An 18,332-nucleotide genomic window follows, 5' to 3' on the forward strand; every position below is an offset into this window, starting at 1 on the left:
AATGAATCAGTAGACACCGATTCAGATGATATCGGCAATAACGCAGATACAGATGATGATGGTGACGGAGTTGAGGATAGTGCTGATGCATTTCCATTGGATCCTAATGAATCAGTAGATACTGATAATGATGGCATAGGCAATAATGCTGACACCGATGATGATAACGATGGTGTTTTAGATAGTGACGATGCTTTTCCATTAGATTCAAGTGAATCAACAGATACTGATTCAGATGGTATAGGGAATAACGCTGATACAGATGATGATGGTGACGGAGTTGAAGATAGTGCTGATGCTTTTCCTTTAGATTCATCACGTAGCTCTAATTTGAGTACAACAGGTAATTCAACTTCATCAGATAATTCTGGGGGTGGAGGAAGTATGTATATTTTATTGTTTCTTTTGTTTTCAATTGCCCTAGTAAAATTGAAAACAAGAAATACATTTAAAATAAATTGAACACTTGTTCTGCTTACACGGGGTCTACATAAAATCAATATAAATAATTAAGTGTTTGTTATTTGGTGTTTTATTTTTTTGATTATTTATAATAAGCTGTTAGAACACTATAGGAATCGAGTGAGCTGGGATAATATAGAATCTGAGACAATTACCGCATTATTCTTGCCATTTGTCATATGGATATTGACTAAAATTGCTCCTGCAAAAAGAGAAGAAGTTAAAAAACCGATAGATAGTTTGGAAGATTTTATACTATGCATTTTGTTTATTGGTGGCTTTTTCTTCGGTGTCTATTTTTATTCTTGGCCATCCGTAGATGAAAACGCAGTTTGGCCAATATCTGTAAGCCTGAACTTGTCGCTTTTATTGCCTAGCATGTATTTATAAATTAAATACGAAAGCTTATTGGTTGGCTTAAGATCTGTTTTAGCCCAAAATGCACATGAATTATCAAGGAATGTCTTAAAGTATATTATGACTTTCTATTCAGCATGCGCGTTCCTTAGTACCTTATTTGTTATACATGAACACGTGTTCTAACAAGCTGTTCAAGCGGGACTGCTAAAGCTTGGCTCGGTTCCGCTGCGCTACACAGTTTAGCCAAGCATTTATCAGCCCCTTAACAGGGCGTTATATTTCACTTAGGGATTGGAGTTCAAATGGAAGATGGTTTCGTAAATTACGATCGACTCAAAAGTAAAAAAGGTCCATGCCCCAATTGTAAATTACATATTTGTGTAGGTGAATCATCATGTGTTCATTGCAATCATCAATTAACCGATATTGAATTAGCATCAATAGCTAAATACGCCAAAATGCAAAAATCGAAAGGTGTTAAAAAAGGACTAATCTTTTTTCCAATTATTCTGTTTATTCTCTACTTAATATTTGCTTTGGCTCAGTACAACGAAATATAACAAGGCAATCAAATAGTGGGCACGTAAAGCTTGCTCGGTTTCGCTACGCTTCACATTTTAGCAAGCAATTATCAGCCTCTTATTGAGGCGTTATGTATACAAGGAAGTTTTGTGAAAATTAATAAGATTTGGACTTTTTTAGGTTTTCTCCTGTTAGTTACTGGCGCAAATGATATTATTTTTTATTGGCCTGAAAGTGTTGAGTTCTGGGTGTTTTTAATCAAGAAGATACTGTACATATTGGTTGGCTCATTTTTAATTTGGGATCATTTAATTAAACCAATACACACAAATACCCGCAGTACCGATTAACTTATCAGTATACATAACAAGTCAATTTTGGATGGGACGTCTAAAGCTTGGCTGGTGCCCATTCTTCGCTATTTGTAGCCAAGCTTTTTACACCCCATATTGAGGCATTATGTTTCTCGGAGAACTTAGTTTAAATGGAACCTAAATATCAAGAGTACACGCTTGATGAACTTCATGAAGTGTATGACAGTATTGATCGAGAGAAATATCCTGACCGTTTTAAAAGAATTTGTGAAGAAATTGGTTCAAGAGAGCCGGTTCAAATCGAAACTAAAAATAAGCCTGACGATGATTGTAAGGCTCCGGTCAGGCAGGTCGATGAAAATGATAATTACATTCCTAACCAAATATCTGCTATCGACAGGCTTTGGAATATACTATTCGCTATAGGCTTTATATCATATGGAGCATATGGAATTTATATAGATGACTTGTATATTCCTTCTAAAAGAGGTGGCATACATCTAAGCGGAGAGTCTGCTTGGATAATGTACGCAGCTTTAATTTGTGGTTGTCTTTACTTTCTTTCAATAGTTGTTGATCACTATGATAAACGTGACAATGAGTTAAAGTATTATATGTTTGGTAAAAACGTTAAATATTTAGGCATAGGGATAGCAATAGTTGCAATATTTTATCCGCTGTTTCAGGGGTAAAGAAACATAACAAGAAAATTAACAAGGACAGTTGGCTTTTGCTCGTTCCTCGCTTATTTTAGCCAACAATTTTTCGCCGCATAGCAAGGCGTTGTATGTTCAATTAAAAGGAGTTTAAGAATGATAAATAGAATAATTATAGCTATCTTGGTTCTCTTATTTGCGAATGCTTCATACGGGGCATTAGGGTGTGATAGCAATGGTATTAGAAATCAGACAGTATATGCCACAGAAGGAAATACACAGATTGGGTCTTGGATGCCTGGAGAGGAAATTTACAAGCTGACACTCAAAAATGAATTTAATCTAGGAATAAAAATTGAAGCTGTACCATCAGAGTATTATGCAGCTAAATTTAAGGAACATGAGTATGTGCCAGAGTTGGTGAAAATCACTCTTTATGACTTAGATTCAACTAATCCAAAAGAGTTAACTCATACTTATGGTGGTGCTAATTCTGTGCAAGGATTTAGCGCGATTGGCGGTGCTGATAAGGTAGTCGAACTTGGCGAGGCGGGTTTAACTTTAAACTTAATAAAGCATGTGTGTGTAAAAGTCGGTGCTAAGAATATTTAACAAGCGCATTAAGTTAAGAGACTGCTAACTGCTTGTTCCGCTTAGCGTCACATTTTAGCAAGCTATTATCAGCCCCTTAACAGGGCGTTATATGTATTAGTCGCCAACAAAATATGGAGATTTTAAATGGCTAGGATATTTGTTAGCACTTCACCAAAGGAATTATCAGATCTAGAGCTCGCTGAACATGCAAATGAACTAAGTGGATATATCAAGGGTAATAAAATAGTTGGGGCACTAATGCTAATCTCTGGTGGAGTATTGGCTTATTACACAGGCTCAATTAGTTACTATTCATGCCTGTTTGGTTTAGGTAGTGGTTTCTTTATGGCTCAAGGTCGTTTATCTGTTTTAGCTGAACGTATTAAAAGATTAGAAAAGCAATTAGAATATTAAAATACATATAACAAGCTAATTAATAAGTGCGTTATATTTCAAGGAAGATTCGGCGTTGGAATCACTAAAGTTAAAAAATTTTTTTCATCCAAGACCTTCTCCAAAAGGGATTGATGTTCTCTGCAAATTGCAGCATTTTGCGATCATCACTTACGCAGTAAATCCTTCAAGGTTTGATGGGCTTTTTCCAGATCGTTTTAAACTAGATACTTTAGTAATTAATGGTGAAGAGAAAGCTTTAATCTCTGTTGTTCCTTTTATCGATGTTGATTTTACGTCAGCGGTTTTTCCATTTCCTAAGTTCACTATGGGGCAAACAAATTACCGAATTTATATCGTAGATAATGAAACAAACGAGCGATGTGTTTGGTTTCTCGGTACTACTTTAGATTCATGGACACTTGCTGTGCCAAGACTTTTTTGGAACTTACCTTGGTATAGCGGTGAAGTTAAATTTGATTGTGAATATGATGAAACACAACAAATATACCGTAAATACAAAATGACTACAGAATCTACGTGGGCTCCGGCAAGTATAGAGCTATCTCAAGTAAAAGGAGCACCTATAGAGTTAGTTGGTTTTCCTGATAATGAAACAGGGTTAGTATATTTAACTCACCCCCTGGCTGGCTTTTATCATCGCCGAGATGGCAAACTGGGTACTTATCGTGTTTGGCACAAGCAGTTGGAGGTTTCTACCGCAAACATTAAATCTGCAAATTTTGGCTTATTAAGTCGCTTAGGGTTAGTAACTCCAGAAGAGCAACAAGTAGCGCATAGCGTACTTATTGAACCTATTAATGAATTTACTATTTATTTACCGCCTAAAGTGGTCAAATAGAAATACAATAAGCCAATTAAGTGTGGGAGTGCTAAAGCTCGGTACCGCTTCGCTTCACATTTTAGCAAGCAATTATCAGCCTCTTATTGAGGCGTTAGCCATATAGGAGGTAGCGTGGCGTTCGAAATTTGGATTTCATTTTTAGCAGCATCTTTGCTCTTATGCTTTTCGCCTGGACCAACAGTGTTCTTGGTTATCGCACAAGCACTAGAGCAAGGTAAAAAGTCTGTTCTCCCTTTAGTGTTAGGAACGCTTTCTGGTGATGTTATTGCTATGACCTTTTCATTCTTAGGTATGGGGGCCATACTCGCTACATCAGCTACGCTTTTTTATGTTTTGAAATGGGCTGGGGCGCTATATTTAATATATTTAGGTTTCAAAGCTTTTCGGAGTAAAGCAAGTAGTTCAGGTGAACAATTAAAACCAATAAAAAAAGGCTCTGTGTACGTCAGCGCGTTAATAGTTACAGCCTTAAATCCTAAGGGTATCATTTTTTTCATGGCATTTTTTCCATTGTTTATCGATGCTAATTCTCCTTTGTTGCCTCAGATGTTAATTATGTCGACTACCTTTCTATTTGTTTCAACGATAAGTGTATCTACTTACACTTTATTTTCGGCTGTTTTACGTAATAAAGTAAGTTCTATTAAATTTCAAAATACTTTTAACAAACTAAGTGGTGGTATGTTAGTTAGTGCTGGTTTGGTTACGGCATCACTGAAACATAATGGCTAAAAAACCAATCAAGCGGGACTGCTAAAGCAAGGCTTGGTTTCGCTTAGCTACACAAGTTTAGCCAAGCATTATCAGCCCCTTATTGGGGCGTTATACATCAATCAAGGAGTAGAGATGGAAGAAAGTGTCGAACAACTAGACATGCAAGAGCCTGTTACAACAACTGAAATGGAATTTTATGCTGTATCGCAGAAAAAATTTTTAATTATGTTCTTAGGGACATTCGGAATTTATTCCATTTACTGGTTTTACAAACATTGGAGTCTATACAAAGAAAGTGAAAATGAGGCTATGTGGCCAGTAATGAGAAGCATTTTTCAGGTCTTCTTCACTCATTCGTTATTTTCACTTTTCGAAATGAAATACCAGATAAAAACAGGAGAGGCACCTAAGAGCATTAATCATATCGCGACTATATTCGTAGTTACTGCAATTATTGGAAATATAGGTAGCAACCTATCTGAAAGAGGTTATGGTATACCTTTTACGTATTATTCTTTGTTAATTGCATTACCTATTACTTGTTGGTGCTTATACCAAGCCCAATCACTTGCAAACTACGCAAGCGATGATGTTGAGGCTAGTTCAAATAATAAACTTACTTCATTAAATTATATTTGGTTAGCCTTAGGTGCAGTAATTTGGCTGCTAAATATTGTTGGTTTATTCGTTGTAGCGTCCGGAGCCTAACGTCGTGCCAACAAGGTAATTAAAGTCGGACACAAAATAGTTGGCAGTGTTTACTTCGCTTACTATTTTAGCTAAATAATTATCAGCCCCTGAATGGGGCGTTAATTACTCGTTAATGAACATGGACGTAATATGAAAGTTTTATTTATCTTATCTATTATTTTCTTTTCTACATACGGCAATGCTGTAGTGAAGAGGCACGATGTTCCTCCTGAAAAATATGTTCTTGAAAAAGCGCCTGGATATTTAATTGATATGCCTCATGAAGGACACGGTGTGTTAATTAATGCTCAGTGGGTGTTAACGGTAGCCCACACTATTTTTTATGATTATGTGGGCAAAAGTATAGAAATTGATTCGAAATCTTATCAAATTAAAAGTGTTCATAAACATGCTGATTATGCTGAACCAAGTAAGGCTTTATTGAAAGGTGATTTAGCGCCTTTAATGACATTTTTGTACGCGAGAAGCGATATTGCGTTAATTGAATTATCGTCACCAGTTAGCAATAGAAAGCCAATTGATATTTATACAAACGATGATGAAAAAGGGCAGCGAGTGACTGTGTTTGGCCGCGGCGCGACAGGAAATGGAATAACGGGTGAAAATATAGAGTCAAAATCACTTCGTGAGCTGAATCATTTTGAGAACATTATTGAAAGCGCAGAAGCTCATTGGTTAGCATTTAAATTTGATGAGCCAGTAAATGCATTACCACTTGAAGGTATGCATGGTTCAGGAGATAGTGGTGGAGCTTCTGTGATAATCCAACAAGGAGTCCCTTATCTTGTAGGTTTATCAAGCTGGCAATTGGCACATGGTGACATATCTACTTTTCAAGGTGGATTGTATGGTACAACTGCTTATCAAGTTAGGGTGTCTAGTTACCGTAATTGGATATTTGGAATATTGTCTCAATAAGCCAATTAATATGTAGTGCAACTAAACATTAGTGCCATTTTTTCATTCTAATAAAGCTTTTTAAAACTAAAGGCTTGCTCACTTTCTCCGTGTTGTTGAAGTTGCGCTAACTTGTCTTTTGCTTCAGCAAGCGTAGGCGTATGGCCTTCATCAATCCACCATAGTACATAAGTAGCTTTGGTTGGCTTTTCAAACCACTGTGCTTTACGTTTGAAAAACTTAATGTGATCGGTTTTAAACATAAAGTTCTTCAGTGCTTCAGCATCTTGCCACACTGACATGTTGGTAATCGTTTGTGGGTTATCGAATAATTGAATGTCAGTCGCATTCCCTGTTTCATCTTTTAGTCGCCAAATAAAACCGGGTGATTGCTCGGCAATTCCATTGATATAGTCTAGGTTATCAACAAAGTCTTTTAATTGCGGGCTATCGATAGGGGCAAGTGCCGTGGCAATATTAAGCTGGGCCAAAACTTTGGTCATGATACTTCCTTGTAAAAAATCGTTTAGTGTTAATTATTTTGACTGATAGTCACGCAAAATTTCGGTGACTTGTACTCGATAAGCTTGATACCACTTCTCGCCGCCTAACTTTTGGGCGTACAGGTGGGATGTGTTGGCTTTCCAGTTTGCAATATCTTCAAGTGATTGCCAATAAGAAACAGCAATTTCTTCATTACCTTCGCTGTAGGCGATAAACTCTTGGCAATTGTATTGTTCAAATGCCAACTTTCTCAGCTGTTGAACCATGTCGTCGTAATCTTTATCGAGCTTGTTTATTGTTGCTCTAAATATCACCGCATAAGTCATTTGATAAAGTACCCAATTGTTTGCCAACCATTTGCTGTTTTCTGTAAGGTGAGCGTTTCTATAGCTTGCTTTTTGTTGGTGAAAGAAGTGCTAAAAATCAACACTTTATAATTTCCGTCAGGTGCGCCAGGTAAACTGGTGTGTGCCGAGTTGTCGATTAGTTTACGGGAAATTACGTCATTTAACGGCGTTCTAACTGCTGTTAAGGTGGTATGCCACTTCTCTTTCGTTATTTGCTGTTGAAAATAAGGCGCGGTGTCTTGCCAACTCTCTTTATATTGTCCGCTGTCAACTTTCTCTAACCAAGTATTTGCCGCATCGATATTGCCAGCATGAGAAAACGTGAAGCTACTTGAGAGTATGCTAAGTAACACTACAAATATAAACTTCATTATTTCTTTCCTTGAGTTTATTGGTTGGCCTGATGATTGACGAGTCCGTAGCAGTAGCTGTCGTACCAAACGTCGTTAACATGAAAGTCGCTTTTTAACTCACCTTCTCGAAGTAAGCCTAGTTTTTCCATGACTTTCCAACTTGCTATATTTTGTATAGCACAGTTAGCGATAACTTTCCTTGCCTGTAACTGGTTAAAAATAAATTCGAGCAATGCGTTAGCCGCTTCAGTGATGACCCCTTTACCTTGCGCTGCTGGCAATGCCAAGTAACCAATTTCAACTCGCTGACTGTCTTGATCTTGTAGTAAAAAGCCAACACTGCCACAAAAGACTTTAGTATCTTGATCAAATATTAGAAAGGTAAACCACTGGCTCAAATCTTCAAGGCAGTTTACACGCGCTGAAAACTTCTCTTTTAACGCTCTTTCTTCAAGTATTGGCCCGATAAAGGTCATCAATTCGGGGTCATTTTGCAATTGCTTAAAATATTCAAAGTCTTGATTGGTCATCAATCTAATTGTAAGACGGTCAGTGGTAAATGCTAAATTTTTAGCATTGAGCGTAGATAAGTCCATTTCAAACACACTATAATTTAAACGGTTTATAACACTAACAAAACTAAGGAAGAAAACAATGGCGTTACAAGTAGTTATTACAGGAGCTAACCGAGGAATTGGTTTGGCTATGACTCGCCTTTTTATCGAACAGGGTTGTCAGGTATACGGCTTATGTCGCCAATCTTCTGAAGCGCTTGAACGTAGTGGTGCCAAGGTGGTTAGTGGCGTAGATGTCGCCACTGACGAAGGTATCGAGGTTATGGTTAATGCGTTACAAGGTGTAGCAATTGATGTACTGGTTTGTAATGCCGGTATCTTAAGGGATGAAAATTTATCACAGTTCAACCTTGATACCATGCGAGAGCAATTTGAAGTAAACACCTTAGCGCCGTTAAGAGTAGTACATGCATTGGAAAGTCAGTTGTTGAACGGGGGCAAAATAGCCATGATTACCTCTCGGATGGGATCTATAGCTGATAATGGCTCTGGTGGGCGCTTTGGTTACCGAATGTCGAAAGCTGCACTCAATGCTGCTTCCGTGTCGTTAAGTGTTGATTTGGCGGACAAAGATATAGCGGTTGGTATTTATCATCCCGGTTATGTACAAACCGATATGGTTGGTGGTCGTGGCGATATTTCGGCCCATGAAGCGGCGAGCCGTATTGTTGGTTTGATTAACGAATTAGCTATGAGTGATACTGGCGTTTTCAAACACTCAAATGGCCAAGTACTTCCTTGGTAATAGCGTTAAAGCTCCGATGAAAGAGAATTATTTAAAAATTTGGCGAACGGTACAGCTTATTCCTGCAGGTAAGGTCGCCAGTTATGGGCAAATTGCTGATTTAGCGGGGTTGCCAGGGCGTGCCAGATTAGTGGGCAAGTGCTTAGGTTACGTGCCTGATAGCGGGGTTGATGGAAAGCTGGTGCCGTGGTTTAGAGTGATAAATTCTGCAGGGAAAATTTCTTTTCCAATAGGTACAGAGCACTTTGAAAAACAAAAACACCACCTGCAAGAAGAGCAGGTGGTAGTGATAGGCGCTCGAATAAAGCTTAAAGAATTTCAGTGGCAGCCTGATTTAGGTGAGCTGCTATTTAAGCTTGAGTACTAAACCCAATAATAATGCTGGCTAAAGCTGATATTTATCAAGTAGCTCTTTGACTATATCGCCATTTAATTGTGTAGGGCAGCTGTAGGTGTCTGATAATTCAGATAGCAGCTGCTTATGTTTTTTCCCGAGTTCAAATGCTTCACTGTATGGTCGGTGTTCAAACATTACCATGGCATAACGTGGTGTGAATCGCTTTGGAAACCACTGCTGAATTTTAAAGGCAAATTGCTTTTGTAGTAGAAATTCATGTTGGCGTACACTATCGCGCATTTCAATATAGTTTTCTAGCGCCATATCGGCAATGGCGTCGCTATTGATTTTCCTTACTTGCTCTACTTCACCGAACAGTGCTTGCCAGTCGCTGTCTTTGGCATTGTCTGCTGCTGGGAATAACTCAGCTATTGCATTACAGTCTTCAAAACCGCAATTCATTCCTTGGCCATGAAATGGTACCACCGCATGAGCAGAGTCACCGACAATTAAGGCTTTATCTTTATAGTGCCAAGGTGAGCACTTTATTGTTGCTAAACGACCCGTTGGGTTGTTCTGGTAGCTGCCAATTAAATCATCCAATAATGGTTTAATAGATGTAAAGTGGGCATCAAAGAAGTGGTGTATTTCTTCTTTAGTATTCACACTGTCAAAGCTAGTGAAACCATGGTTTGGCATAAATAACGTCACGGTGAAGCTACCGTCTAAATTAGGGAGGGCGATTAGCATGAACTCGCCTCTTGGCCATATGTGCAAAGCATTGGCATCTAATTTATGTTGACCATTTTCATCAGGTGCAATGGTTAGTTCTTTATAACTATGATCGAGTACAGCTTCACTATCTTGTTTAGATTCTTGACTTAGGATCGCTTGTCTAACGGGGGAGTTCGCTCCATCAGTACCAATGATGCGATTAAAGTTAATTGATTTTTCAGTGCCAGCGACATTGGCGGTAAAGGTCATCTTCTCAAAATCAATATGACTTACTCTATGTTCGAAGAAAAATTTAACTTTTCCTGTCGCTTCTGCTTTAGTCATTAGAAAACTATTAAGCTGGCCGCGAGAAATAGAATAAATAACATCGTTAGTTGTTTGTCCATAAGGTTGAAAGTTTGCTGGTTCACCTTCTGGATGAACCATTCTGCCTTTCATTGGAATAAGCATTTCGTTAATTTCATTCATCAAGCCTAATGCTTGTAATGGCTTTATTCCTCTATTGGCAAGAGCCAAATTGATTGAACGGCCAGCCGAAATATTTACTTTCCGCATATCTTCACGAGATTCATATACGTCTACACTATAGCCTTTGCGTGCCAAAACTAACGACAAAAGAGAGCCAACAAGTCCACCACCGATAAGGGTTATTTTTTCGATCATGCTAGGCACTCCTTTAAGATTCTGACAAAGTGAAAACAATCTTCATAGCTATTGTATAACGGTACGGGCGCTGCTCGAATTACATTGGGTTCGCGCCAATCTGTTGTTACTCCTTTGGCTTCAATGGCATTGAACATTGCCTTGCCATCTAGGCCTTCAACGTTAATCATTAACGATAATTGGCTACCAGATTGCCCAATTGCTTCTGGCGTAATAATAGTGACTTTGTCACCTAATTCGGCTTGTAAAAGTGAGCGAAAATACTGGGTTAACTTTATCGATTTTTCTCTTAGTTTTTTCATGCCTCCGGCTAAAATGACCGTTTCGTATGCGCCGCGTACAGCAGCTAAACTGAGCACTGGTGGGTTAGATAGCTGCCAGCCTTCTGCCGTCGGTATGGCGTGAAATTCATTGGCCATTTTAAATCGGGTTGATTTATCGTGCCCCCACCAGCCGGCGAAACGATTTAATTGGGTGTTGGTTGCGTGTTTTTCATGGACGAAACAGCCGGCGACAGAGCCTGCGCCACTATTTAAATACTTGTAACTACACCAGCAGGCGAAATCGACTTGCCAGTTGTGTAATTCCAACTCGATATTTCCTGCGGCATGAGCGAGATCGAAACCGACTAAAATGCCTTTGGCGTGTGCTTTTTCGGTAATGGTTTTCATGTCGAGCACTTGGCCGGTGTAGTATTGAATACCTGGCAGGAGAATGAGTGCAATTTCATCGCCTTGTTGCTCTATGATTTGATAAAGGTCGTCGTGATTGAGCAACTCTTCACCGTCTCTTGGTTGCCATGTCATCATATGCTCTGCTGGATTGAGTTTATGATGTTTAATTTGCGACTCAACGGCATAGTGATCTGATGGGAAAGCATGATCTTCGATCAAAATTTTACATCGCTTACCTTGCGGTTGATAAAAACTGGCCATCATCAGATGCAGGTTAACGGTCAAAGAATTCATCATGACAACTTCTTTGTGCTGTGCACCAACGATTTGGGCGGCGAAGTCAGTAATAAACTCATGATAAGGCATCCAAGGGAATTCCCCTTCAAAGTGACCTTTTACACCGTGCTTGCCCCAAGCATCTAACAGTTCCATAACGGCTTCTTTCGCTAAAATCGGCTGAAGACCGAGCGAGTTGCCAGTGAAGTAGTATTCATTTTCGCCATTTGCTTGCTTTGGGATCGCGAAATGGTCGCGCATATGAGCTAACGTGTCTTGTTTATCAAGTGATTGTGCGTAATCTAAAGTAGTATCTTTTAACATAATCATTGTCTTTATTTGTTTATTGCATGTGCTGAATAGAGAACTGGGCGACTGGGTGCTGCATCATTAACAAATGCAGGAAGTTGCAAGTTCATAAAATAAAAACCATCGTCAATTTGCTGATCGAAATATGCCAGTTCAGTGATAGTTTTATTGATTAAGCTATTAGTTGTCGCCTGATGAGCGCCTTCTATGACTTGCCAAAACAAGTGATGGCAAGTTAACAAGCCATCATCGTGTAGGCGATCAATCGATGGTATATCTACGACTAAGTGCTCAACGCCGCGCTCATTGAGGTATAAGATTGCCTCACGCGTAAAAAACGGCGGTTGATTGCTTTGATTATATTCAGCGCTTAATTTGTCAGGAGTATTGGGTAGCGTGCGAATAGCTGCTACCTGCAACTGTGCGTTACTGTAATTATCAAGTTGCTTGGCTAGTGCTGACCGGGTTATCACCTTGTCTTTTGATTGCAGACTAGGCGAATAGTCTTCTTTGCAGTCGCTCGCTTGAGACGGTGTTATCGACACTAAGACGCAAGGCATTAGTGGTGAAATGCTGATGTCTGCGACAGACAAAGCCAGCTCACTGCTTTTATCGCATATATGACGTATGGTTTCGGTGTGAGTGCCGTTGCAGTGCGGATTAATCCGTAGTTCATTCACGTTACAGCTGCCACCTTGTTCGGTATCACCTATAAAACCATCTGCTTGCATAGGAACACTGGTGGCTCTGTTTGAACCAAAGTGATTAGGCTGCGCTTGGTTAAAGGCTAAGTTGATAGAACAGTTCAAGGCAAAATCAGTATTAACCTGATATTGGATATCTGCTATTTCGATTGTGACTAACATTAAAAACTAACCCTTAGTTGTTACCGTTTGACACTGGCTACACGTGCAGTTATCTAAATTCTGGTAGAAATTTTCAAAGACGATAGGTAGGTCTGTTTCAATATTGTCTAAGCAGAAGCTTTCTTGATAAAGCTTATGTTTGCAAGACGGGCAAAACCACACTAACGCGTCTGCTTGATTCGGTGCACGTTTTTGTTCAACCACCATGCCAACGCTACCAGCCATCCGTTGAGGGGAGTGGAGCATTTTCGGTGGTAGCAAAAATATTTCGCCAGCCTTGATTGAAATGTCTTTAAATTCGTCGTTATCGATAACTTTAAGGACCATTTCTCCTTCAAGTTGATAGAATAGCTCAGGCGTTTCATTGTAATGGTAGTCTGTACGGTTGTTAGGGCCGCCAACAATCATGACAATAAAGTCATCTTGTTCAAAAACTTGTTTATTACATACCGGCGGCTTTAGTAGGTGGCGATGATCTTCAATCCACTGATTTAAATTAAAGGGCAGTGCAAATGACATAAATCCTCCGGTAATTATTCAGATAAAGCTGCAATACATTTAAGTTCGATTGCAATAGGTGTCGGCAGTTTATTTATTTCAACGGTTGTGCGACAAGGTTGGTTGTCAGCAAAGTACTCTGCATACACCTTGTTATAAATGGCAAAGTCGTCATCCATATTGGTTAAAAACACTGTGACATCAACTAAGTCCATCCAGCTAGCACCTGAGGCTTCTAAAATAGTGCGAACGTTGTCAAATACGCTTCGACATTGGGCTTCAATATCATAGCTGGCGATTTTTCCATGTTCGTCTAAATCGACCCCTGGTATTTTCGTGGTGCCAGCTTGTCTAGGTCCTACGCCAGAAAGAAACAGTAAATTACCTACTTTTCTTGCATGTGGATATAAGCCAACAGGTTTTGGTGCTTTTTCGGTATTAAATTTATCGGTTGTTATTGTCATTATTCTTGTCCTTAAACCTTGTGCAGTTGCACAGTTCGACAGACACAATAGTGTCGTAATAATTGTAGAAAAATATTGAAATTTTGCGTTACGCAAACGCAATTATGCCTAGCAAACTTAATCAATAGTTGTTGCTAGGTTTTTACTAAGAAAAGGTTAAATCAATTGCCATTTGCAGCCTTGCTGGCTGGCGAAAATGGCACCTGATGATTTAAATTTGTAGCAAGTTAAACTCATTATTCTTGTAATTTATTCGAGTAACATTGTTTAGGGCGTATTGTATTTTATACAGACATTTTTAGGCTCGGTAAAGAAACGCATAGCTTCTAAACCACCTTCACGACCGACACCTGAATGATTCATACCACCAAATGGGGTTCGTAAATCACGATGTAACCAGCAGTTAACCCATACGATTCCGGTATTAACTTGCTCAGCCAAGTGGTGCGCTCTATTTAAATTGCTAGTCCAAATTGTAGCAGCAAGGCCATATTGGTTATCATTGGCTAGTGTGATTGCTTGTTCGTCACTGTCAAAAGGTTGCAAAGTCACCATAGGGCCGAAAACTTCTTCTTGGTTACAACGAGTCTCATTAGTTAATCCTTCGATAACCGTCGGTGCAATAAAATAACCATTTTCGCAACGCTCGCTAAGTGAAACTTGATGGCCACCAGTAAGTATTTCGCCACCTTCTTGCTTAGCTAACGCTATATAACTGAGCACTTTGTCGAAGTGCGCCTTTGATACTATGGCCCCTAAATTGCTGTCTTTAGTGAGAGGATCTGCCACCGCCAATTGTTTTACTTGCTCAACAAATGCTTGTTTAAATTGCTCGTAAATAGAACGCTCTATATAAAGGCGTGATGCGCACAAACAAATTTGTCCTTGGTTAGCAAAAGATGCGCGAACCAATTCAGCAACCGTTTTTTCCAAATCGCAATCGGCGAATACTAGGGCGGGGTTTTTACCACCGAGTTCTAACGATAGTTTTTTAAATTTAGGAGCGACTTCTTTGGCAATTGCTGCGCCTGTCGCTGTGCCTCCAGTAAATGAGATAGCTTTTACGTCTTGGTGATTGCATATTGCATTGCCCACTTCACTGCCTCGGCCATGCAAAATATTAAGAACGCCATTTGGTAGTCCTACTTTTTGACAAATCTCGCCTAACATAGCGGCTGTTTTTGGTGTGATCTCAGAAGGTTTGGCAATAACACAGTTTCCTGCAGCTAGTGCAGGTGCTATTTTCCAAGTAAATAAGTAAAGCGGTAGATTCCATGGAGATATACAGCCAACAATGCCTAGCGGTTGACGTAGCGTGTAATTAATTGCTTGTGTTGCCATTGCATGTGACTCGCTAGCAAATTGATTAGCGGCATGAGCAAAAAATTTAAAATTGCTGGCAGCTCGAGGAATATCAACGCTTGTGGCTAGTGATAATGGCTTACCGTTGTCAATTGATTCTGCTAATGCGAGCTCATCAATTCTCGCTTCGATTTCTTGGGCAAGCGCATAAAGTACATCTGAACGCTCCTCCAATGGCATTGCTTGCCAGCTTGGCATCGCCTTTTTTGCTGCCGCGACGGCAAGCTCAACATCATTTGCGTCGCTGTCAGGAATCAAACCATAGGCCTGTCCTGTTGCGGGCTCTATGTTTTCAATATAGAGATTATTTGACGGGGCGATATATTCACCCCCAATAAAATTCGCCAGTTTATCCATGAGCTTGCCCGTTATAAGCAGGTCGTACGGCCGCCATCGACCGGTAAATTAATACCTGTGATATATCCGGCCGCTGGAGACGCTAGGAATGCCGCAGCGGCAGCGAATTCAGCAGGGTCAGCAAAGCGACGCATTGGAATTTGTGCCTTTTCATTTTCCGTTGCTTGAGCAAGTGAAATGTTTTGTTTCTTCGCTTTACCTTCAATGATTGCATCTAAGCGCGCGGTTGCAGTAGCTCCTGGTAAAACATTATTCACTGTAATACCAAATGGCCCCAACTCATTCGCTAATGTTTTAGCCCAACTTGCTACAGCACCTCGGATGGTATTCGATACACCTAAACCAGGTATTGGTTGTTTAACTGATGTAGAAATGACGTTGATAATTCGCCCATAGCCTGTTGCTTTCATATGCGGCAAAAGTGCTTGAACTAAATGGTGATTTGACACTAAGTGTAATTCAAAGGCATTAATGAAATTACTCACATCGCTTGTATGGGCAGGGCCAGGAGCCGGGCCTCCGGTATTATTGATTAAAATATCAAAACCATTACTTGGGTTAACATGGCTTTCAATAACTGTTTTTACCTGAGCTGGTTGGCTAAAATCCGCCACTAAAACACTATGCGACTGGCCTTCTTTGCAAGGCAATTCTGCTTTTACAGCCTGTAAGCTTTCTTCATTACGTGAAAATAAGGTGACTTCAGCACCTAAAGATGCCAATTCAATTGCGCACGCTTTACCTATGCCTTGGCTACTGCCACATACTAAGGCTTTTTTACCGGTTAAATCGATATTCATAACAACCCTTGTTTATTCTTAATTAGTTATTTGGTTGAGTGTGCTGATGTTTTATCACATTAAAATTTTTAATGTCAGCAATTTCTAATGATCAGATAAAAGGCATGAGTAAATATATTTTGACAATGAACAAAAGCCTAGCATAATAGGGCGATTGATTTATTTGACACCCTGTCAGATTGTGGAGTGTTTAATGTTACCTAAAGGTGTTTTTGTTTCAGGAACTGGACCAGCAATTATATTTTTACATAGCTCGTTAAGTTCATCTCGCCAGTGGTTTCCATTGGTAAAACAACTTGAATCTAATTTTACTTGTATCAACATTGATATCTTAGGATATGGTGTTGCTGATAAAGTACAGGATGTTAATAATTATGACTTTTCTGTCGAAGCTAAACGAATTAACCAAGCAATTGAGCATGTTGTTGGTGATGGCCAATATCACTTAGTAGGTCACTCATGTGGCGGTGCTATTGCACTTAAGATAGCTGTTGAAGCACCAGAGAAGGTGCTAAGCATGTCTTTATACGAGCCGGTAGCATTTCATTTATTACCGGAAGGTAGCGAAGAGCAAAAAGCAGCATGTGATTTTGCACAATATGTTGATATTGAAGATACGTATAAAGCGGCAGCTGTTTTTACTGATTTTTGGAACAAAGAAGGGTTCTTCGAAGCCCTACCCGATAAGATGAAAGCATTAATGGCAGCCGACATGCCTAAAGTAAACCTAGATTTCAAAGGGTTAATGTCTGAAAAATACACACTTTCTGATCTTAAAACGATTACAGCCCCTTGTTTGATGATCACAGGAAAGCTCAGTCCGCATCTGAGTCACTACTTAGCAAAGCACATCATAGCGAGTCTACCTGCCGCTGAACACAAGCAAGTTGCTGCTGGTCATATGGCGCCTGTTAGTCATAGTGAAATCGTGCTACCTTTAATAGGTGAATTTATTTGTCACCAGTGAAATAAAAAGAAAAACTAAGGGATATGCATTGAATAAGCTAAGGCAGCTAAAACAAAAATTGAGTAAAGGTGCTATTTTTGCGTCTTTGGCTATCGCCGCATTTCCTTCTCTTGGCCAAGGGAACCAAGATATTCATTCAACCTGTGCCAAGTCACCGCAACAATGTTTAGAAGTTATTGGTCAATACTTAACGAGCGAAAAAACAGAAAGTAGAATTTGGTTTCAATATAAAATGTACCAAATTGATGCGTTGTTTCAATTAGTTAAGTTTGAGCAACTTGCGAACGAAGTTTCACCATGGGTTGAGCGTAAAGACATCCCCTTAAAATTCAAAATTAGCGTTCTTATTTATTACGCGAAAATACTTTCAAGCCAAGGCAGTGATGCAATTGCCGCTAACTATATGAATCAAGCGCTTGACGCTATTAATGATGTAAACAGTGTAGCCTTTGATCCACTGTTAGTTGTGCAAGTGGCAAATGGTTTGAACCACATTGGAGAGTACCAAAAAGGGTATGATTTGCTCATACCTTTAGAAAAAAAATATCGAAATAGGCCAATGGCCAAGTTCAAGCATGAGCTTTATGAAAACCTTGGACACTTTGCGTTAAGGTTAAAGCAATTCCAGGAACATTTAGGTTATCGTTTACAAGCGCTAGAATGGGCCAAAGAAGTGGGTAATGATAACCAAACTGCCATTTCGTTATATAACGTTGCTAGGGCTCACCAAATACTTGAAGATTATGAGCGGGCATTTCATTATTTTGAGTTAGCGGAGCAGTTAAATGCGATGGGGCCAAGCGACCAGAATATGATTAATTATCGCCGAGCTGAAATGTCGTTAGTAATGAACGATTTGGTCAATGCTCAGGGCTATTTTGACCGAGTAAATCGTAATACAGAGTTTGAGTCGTATATCGATATGTTCGACGCTTTAGAGCAAAAACTACTCCAAGCAAAAACTAAATAAAATAAGCGACTATTCACTAATATAAAAAAGCCCGCTATTAGC

General features: G+C 39.5%; 26 protein-coding genes. 15 read left to right on the plus strand and 11 right to left on the minus strand.

Translation table 11 applies throughout. From position 1 onward, the window contains the following. The 11 genes from HII17_RS05670 to HII17_RS05720 all read left to right on the plus strand — a co-directional run. Positions 1-462: thrombospondin type 3 repeat-containing protein (locus HII17_RS05670; protein ID WP_211185266.1), on the plus strand; the 462-nt coding region annotated here is incomplete at its 5' end. Positions 463-582: 120 nt separating this feature from the next. Then, positions 583-852: a hypothetical protein gene (locus HII17_RS05675; protein WP_169074393.1), complete on the plus strand. Its 270-nt coding sequence runs from the start codon at positions 583-585 to the stop codon at positions 850-852. Positions 853-1,124: 272 nt separating this feature from the next. Then, positions 1,125-1,382 carry a hypothetical protein gene (locus HII17_RS05680; protein WP_169074394.1) on the plus strand — a complete coding sequence of 86 codons (258 nt, stop codon included), beginning with the start codon at positions 1,125-1,127 and terminating at the stop codon, positions 1,380-1,382. A 111-nt stretch (positions 1,383-1,493) separates the two neighbouring features. Next, positions 1,494-1,694: a hypothetical protein gene (locus tag HII17_RS05685; protein WP_169074395.1), complete on the plus strand. Its 201-nt coding sequence runs from the start codon at positions 1,494-1,496 to the stop codon at positions 1,692-1,694. Positions 1,695-1,828: 134 nt separating this feature from the next. Then, entirely contained in the window at positions 1,829-2,350 is a 522-nt protein-coding gene (locus HII17_RS05690) for a hypothetical protein (protein WP_211185267.1), read from the plus strand. Positions 2,351-2,470: 120 nt separating this feature from the next. Further along, positions 2,471-2,926 carry a hypothetical protein gene (locus tag HII17_RS05695; protein ID WP_169074396.1) on the plus strand — a complete coding sequence of 152 codons (456 nt, stop codon included), beginning with the start codon at positions 2,471-2,473 and terminating at the stop codon, positions 2,924-2,926. Positions 2,927-3,052: 126 nt separating this feature from the next. Next, on the plus strand, positions 3,053-3,322 hold the full coding sequence (locus HII17_RS05700) for a hypothetical protein (protein ID WP_169074397.1): 270 nt from the start codon (positions 3,053-3,055) through the stop codon (positions 3,320-3,322). Between the two features lie 55 nt (positions 3,323-3,377). Next, positions 3,378-4,163: a DUF2071 domain-containing protein gene (locus HII17_RS05705; RefSeq protein ID WP_169074398.1), complete on the plus strand. Its 786-nt coding sequence runs from the start codon at positions 3,378-3,380 to the stop codon at positions 4,161-4,163. Positions 4,164-4,277: 114 nt separating this feature from the next. After that, the gene (locus HII17_RS05710; RefSeq protein WP_169074399.1) at positions 4,278-4,898 is read left to right on the plus strand and encodes a LysE family translocator; all 621 of its coding nucleotides are present in this window, start codon (positions 4,278-4,280) and stop codon (positions 4,896-4,898) included. 114 nt (positions 4,899-5,012) lie between these two features. Beyond that, a complete protein-coding gene (locus HII17_RS05715; protein ID WP_169074400.1) occupies positions 5,013-5,588 on the plus strand; it encodes a hypothetical protein in 576 nt (191 codons plus the stop codon). A 132-nt stretch (positions 5,589-5,720) separates the two neighbouring features. Then, positions 5,721-6,509, plus strand: coding sequence for a trypsin-like serine protease (locus HII17_RS05720; protein ID WP_169074401.1), 789 nt, complete (start codon positions 5,721-5,723; stop codon positions 6,507-6,509). 47 nt (positions 6,510-6,556) lie between these two features. On the opposite strand, the gene HII17_RS05725 is transcribed toward HII17_RS05720, so the two are convergent. The 4 genes from HII17_RS05725 to HII17_RS05740 are packed head-to-tail and all read right to left on the minus strand — an operon-like array spanning position 6,557 to position 8,288. Beyond that, the gene (locus HII17_RS05725) at positions 6,557-6,991 is read right to left on the minus strand and encodes a DUF3291 domain-containing protein (protein ID WP_169074402.1); all 435 of its coding nucleotides are present in this window, start codon (positions 6,989-6,991) and stop codon (positions 6,557-6,559) included. A 33-nt stretch (positions 6,992-7,024) separates the two neighbouring features. Beyond that, positions 7,025-7,318, minus strand: a complete 294-nt coding sequence (locus tag HII17_RS05730) for an antibiotic biosynthesis monooxygenase family protein (RefSeq protein ID WP_169074403.1) — start codon at positions 7,316-7,318, stop codon at positions 7,025-7,027. Beyond that, positions 7,315-7,710 carry a DUF4019 domain-containing protein gene (locus tag HII17_RS05735; RefSeq protein WP_169074404.1) on the minus strand — a complete coding sequence of 132 codons (396 nt, stop codon included), beginning with the start codon at positions 7,708-7,710 and terminating at the stop codon, positions 7,315-7,317. The genes HII17_RS05730 and HII17_RS05735 overlap by 4 nt, the downstream gene beginning before the upstream one ends. A gap of 17 nt (positions 7,711-7,727) precedes the next feature. After that, positions 7,728-8,288 carry a GNAT family N-acetyltransferase gene (locus tag HII17_RS05740; protein WP_169074405.1) on the minus strand — a complete coding sequence of 187 codons (561 nt, stop codon included), beginning with the start codon at positions 8,286-8,288 and terminating at the stop codon, positions 7,728-7,730. A 58-nt stretch (positions 8,289-8,346) separates the two neighbouring features. Here HII17_RS05740 and HII17_RS05745 point away from each other — a divergent pair, with 58 nt between their 5' ends. Both HII17_RS05745 and HII17_RS05750 read left to right on the plus strand, forming a co-directional pair. Then, a complete protein-coding gene (locus HII17_RS05745) occupies positions 8,347-9,012 on the plus strand; it encodes an SDR family oxidoreductase (RefSeq protein WP_169074406.1) in 666 nt (221 codons plus the stop codon). 16 nt (positions 9,013-9,028) lie between these two features. Further along, positions 9,029-9,379: an MGMT family protein gene (locus HII17_RS05750; RefSeq protein WP_169074407.1), complete on the plus strand. Its 351-nt coding sequence runs from the start codon at positions 9,029-9,031 to the stop codon at positions 9,377-9,379. A gap of 18 nt (positions 9,380-9,397) precedes the next feature. Here the strand turns inward: HII17_RS05750 and HII17_RS05755 are convergent, their stop codons facing one another. The 7 genes from HII17_RS05755 to HII17_RS05785 form a co-directional block, all read right to left on the minus strand. Next, positions 9,398-10,747 (minus strand): FAD-dependent oxidoreductase, encoded by a 1,350-nt coding sequence (locus HII17_RS05755; RefSeq protein ID WP_169074408.1) that lies wholly within the window; start codon positions 10,745-10,747, stop codon positions 9,398-9,400. Further along, entirely contained in the window at positions 10,744-12,021 is a 1,278-nt protein-coding gene (kynU, locus tag HII17_RS05760) for a kynureninase (RefSeq protein ID WP_169074409.1), read from the minus strand. Before kynU ends, HII17_RS05755 begins: the two co-directional genes overlap by 4 nt. 11 nt (positions 12,022-12,032) lie before the next feature. Further along, positions 12,033-12,872: a cyclase family protein gene (locus HII17_RS05765; RefSeq protein ID WP_169074410.1), complete on the minus strand. Its 840-nt coding sequence runs from the start codon at positions 12,870-12,872 to the stop codon at positions 12,033-12,035. A gap of 6 nt (positions 12,873-12,878) precedes the next feature. Further along, positions 12,879-13,391 carry a 3-hydroxyanthranilate 3,4-dioxygenase gene (locus HII17_RS05770; protein ID WP_169074411.1) on the minus strand — a complete coding sequence of 171 codons (513 nt, stop codon included), beginning with the start codon at positions 13,389-13,391 and terminating at the stop codon, positions 12,879-12,881. A 14-nt stretch (positions 13,392-13,405) separates the two neighbouring features. Next, positions 13,406-13,834, minus strand: coding sequence for a RidA family protein (locus HII17_RS05775; protein ID WP_169074412.1), 429 nt, complete (start codon positions 13,832-13,834; stop codon positions 13,406-13,408). Between the two features lie 267 nt (positions 13,835-14,101). Then, positions 14,102-15,553, minus strand: a complete 1,452-nt coding sequence (locus HII17_RS05780; protein WP_169074413.1) for an aldehyde dehydrogenase — start codon at positions 15,551-15,553, stop codon at positions 14,102-14,104. A gap of 11 nt (positions 15,554-15,564) precedes the next feature. Then, on the minus strand, positions 15,565-16,353 hold the full coding sequence (locus HII17_RS05785; RefSeq protein WP_169074414.1) for an SDR family oxidoreductase: 789 nt from the start codon (positions 16,351-16,353) through the stop codon (positions 15,565-15,567). Between the two features lie 193 nt (positions 16,354-16,546). On the opposite strand from HII17_RS05785, the gene HII17_RS05790 reads away from it, so the two are divergent. Together HII17_RS05790 and HII17_RS05795 are read left to right on the plus strand one after the other, a co-directional pair. Then, positions 16,547-17,320, plus strand: coding sequence for an alpha/beta fold hydrolase (locus tag HII17_RS05790; RefSeq protein WP_169074415.1), 774 nt, complete (start codon positions 16,547-16,549; stop codon positions 17,318-17,320). A 28-nt stretch (positions 17,321-17,348) separates the two neighbouring features. Further along, positions 17,349-18,290 carry a tetratricopeptide repeat protein gene (locus tag HII17_RS05795; RefSeq protein WP_169074416.1) on the plus strand — a complete coding sequence of 314 codons (942 nt, stop codon included), beginning with the start codon at positions 17,349-17,351 and terminating at the stop codon, positions 18,288-18,290. The last annotated feature ends 42 nt before the right edge of the window (positions 18,291-18,332 follow it).

This window comes from Thalassotalea algicola (genome assembly GCF_012932965.1).
Taxonomy (GTDB): Bacteria; Pseudomonadota; Gammaproteobacteria; order Enterobacterales; family Alteromonadaceae; genus Thalassotalea_F; species Thalassotalea_F algicola.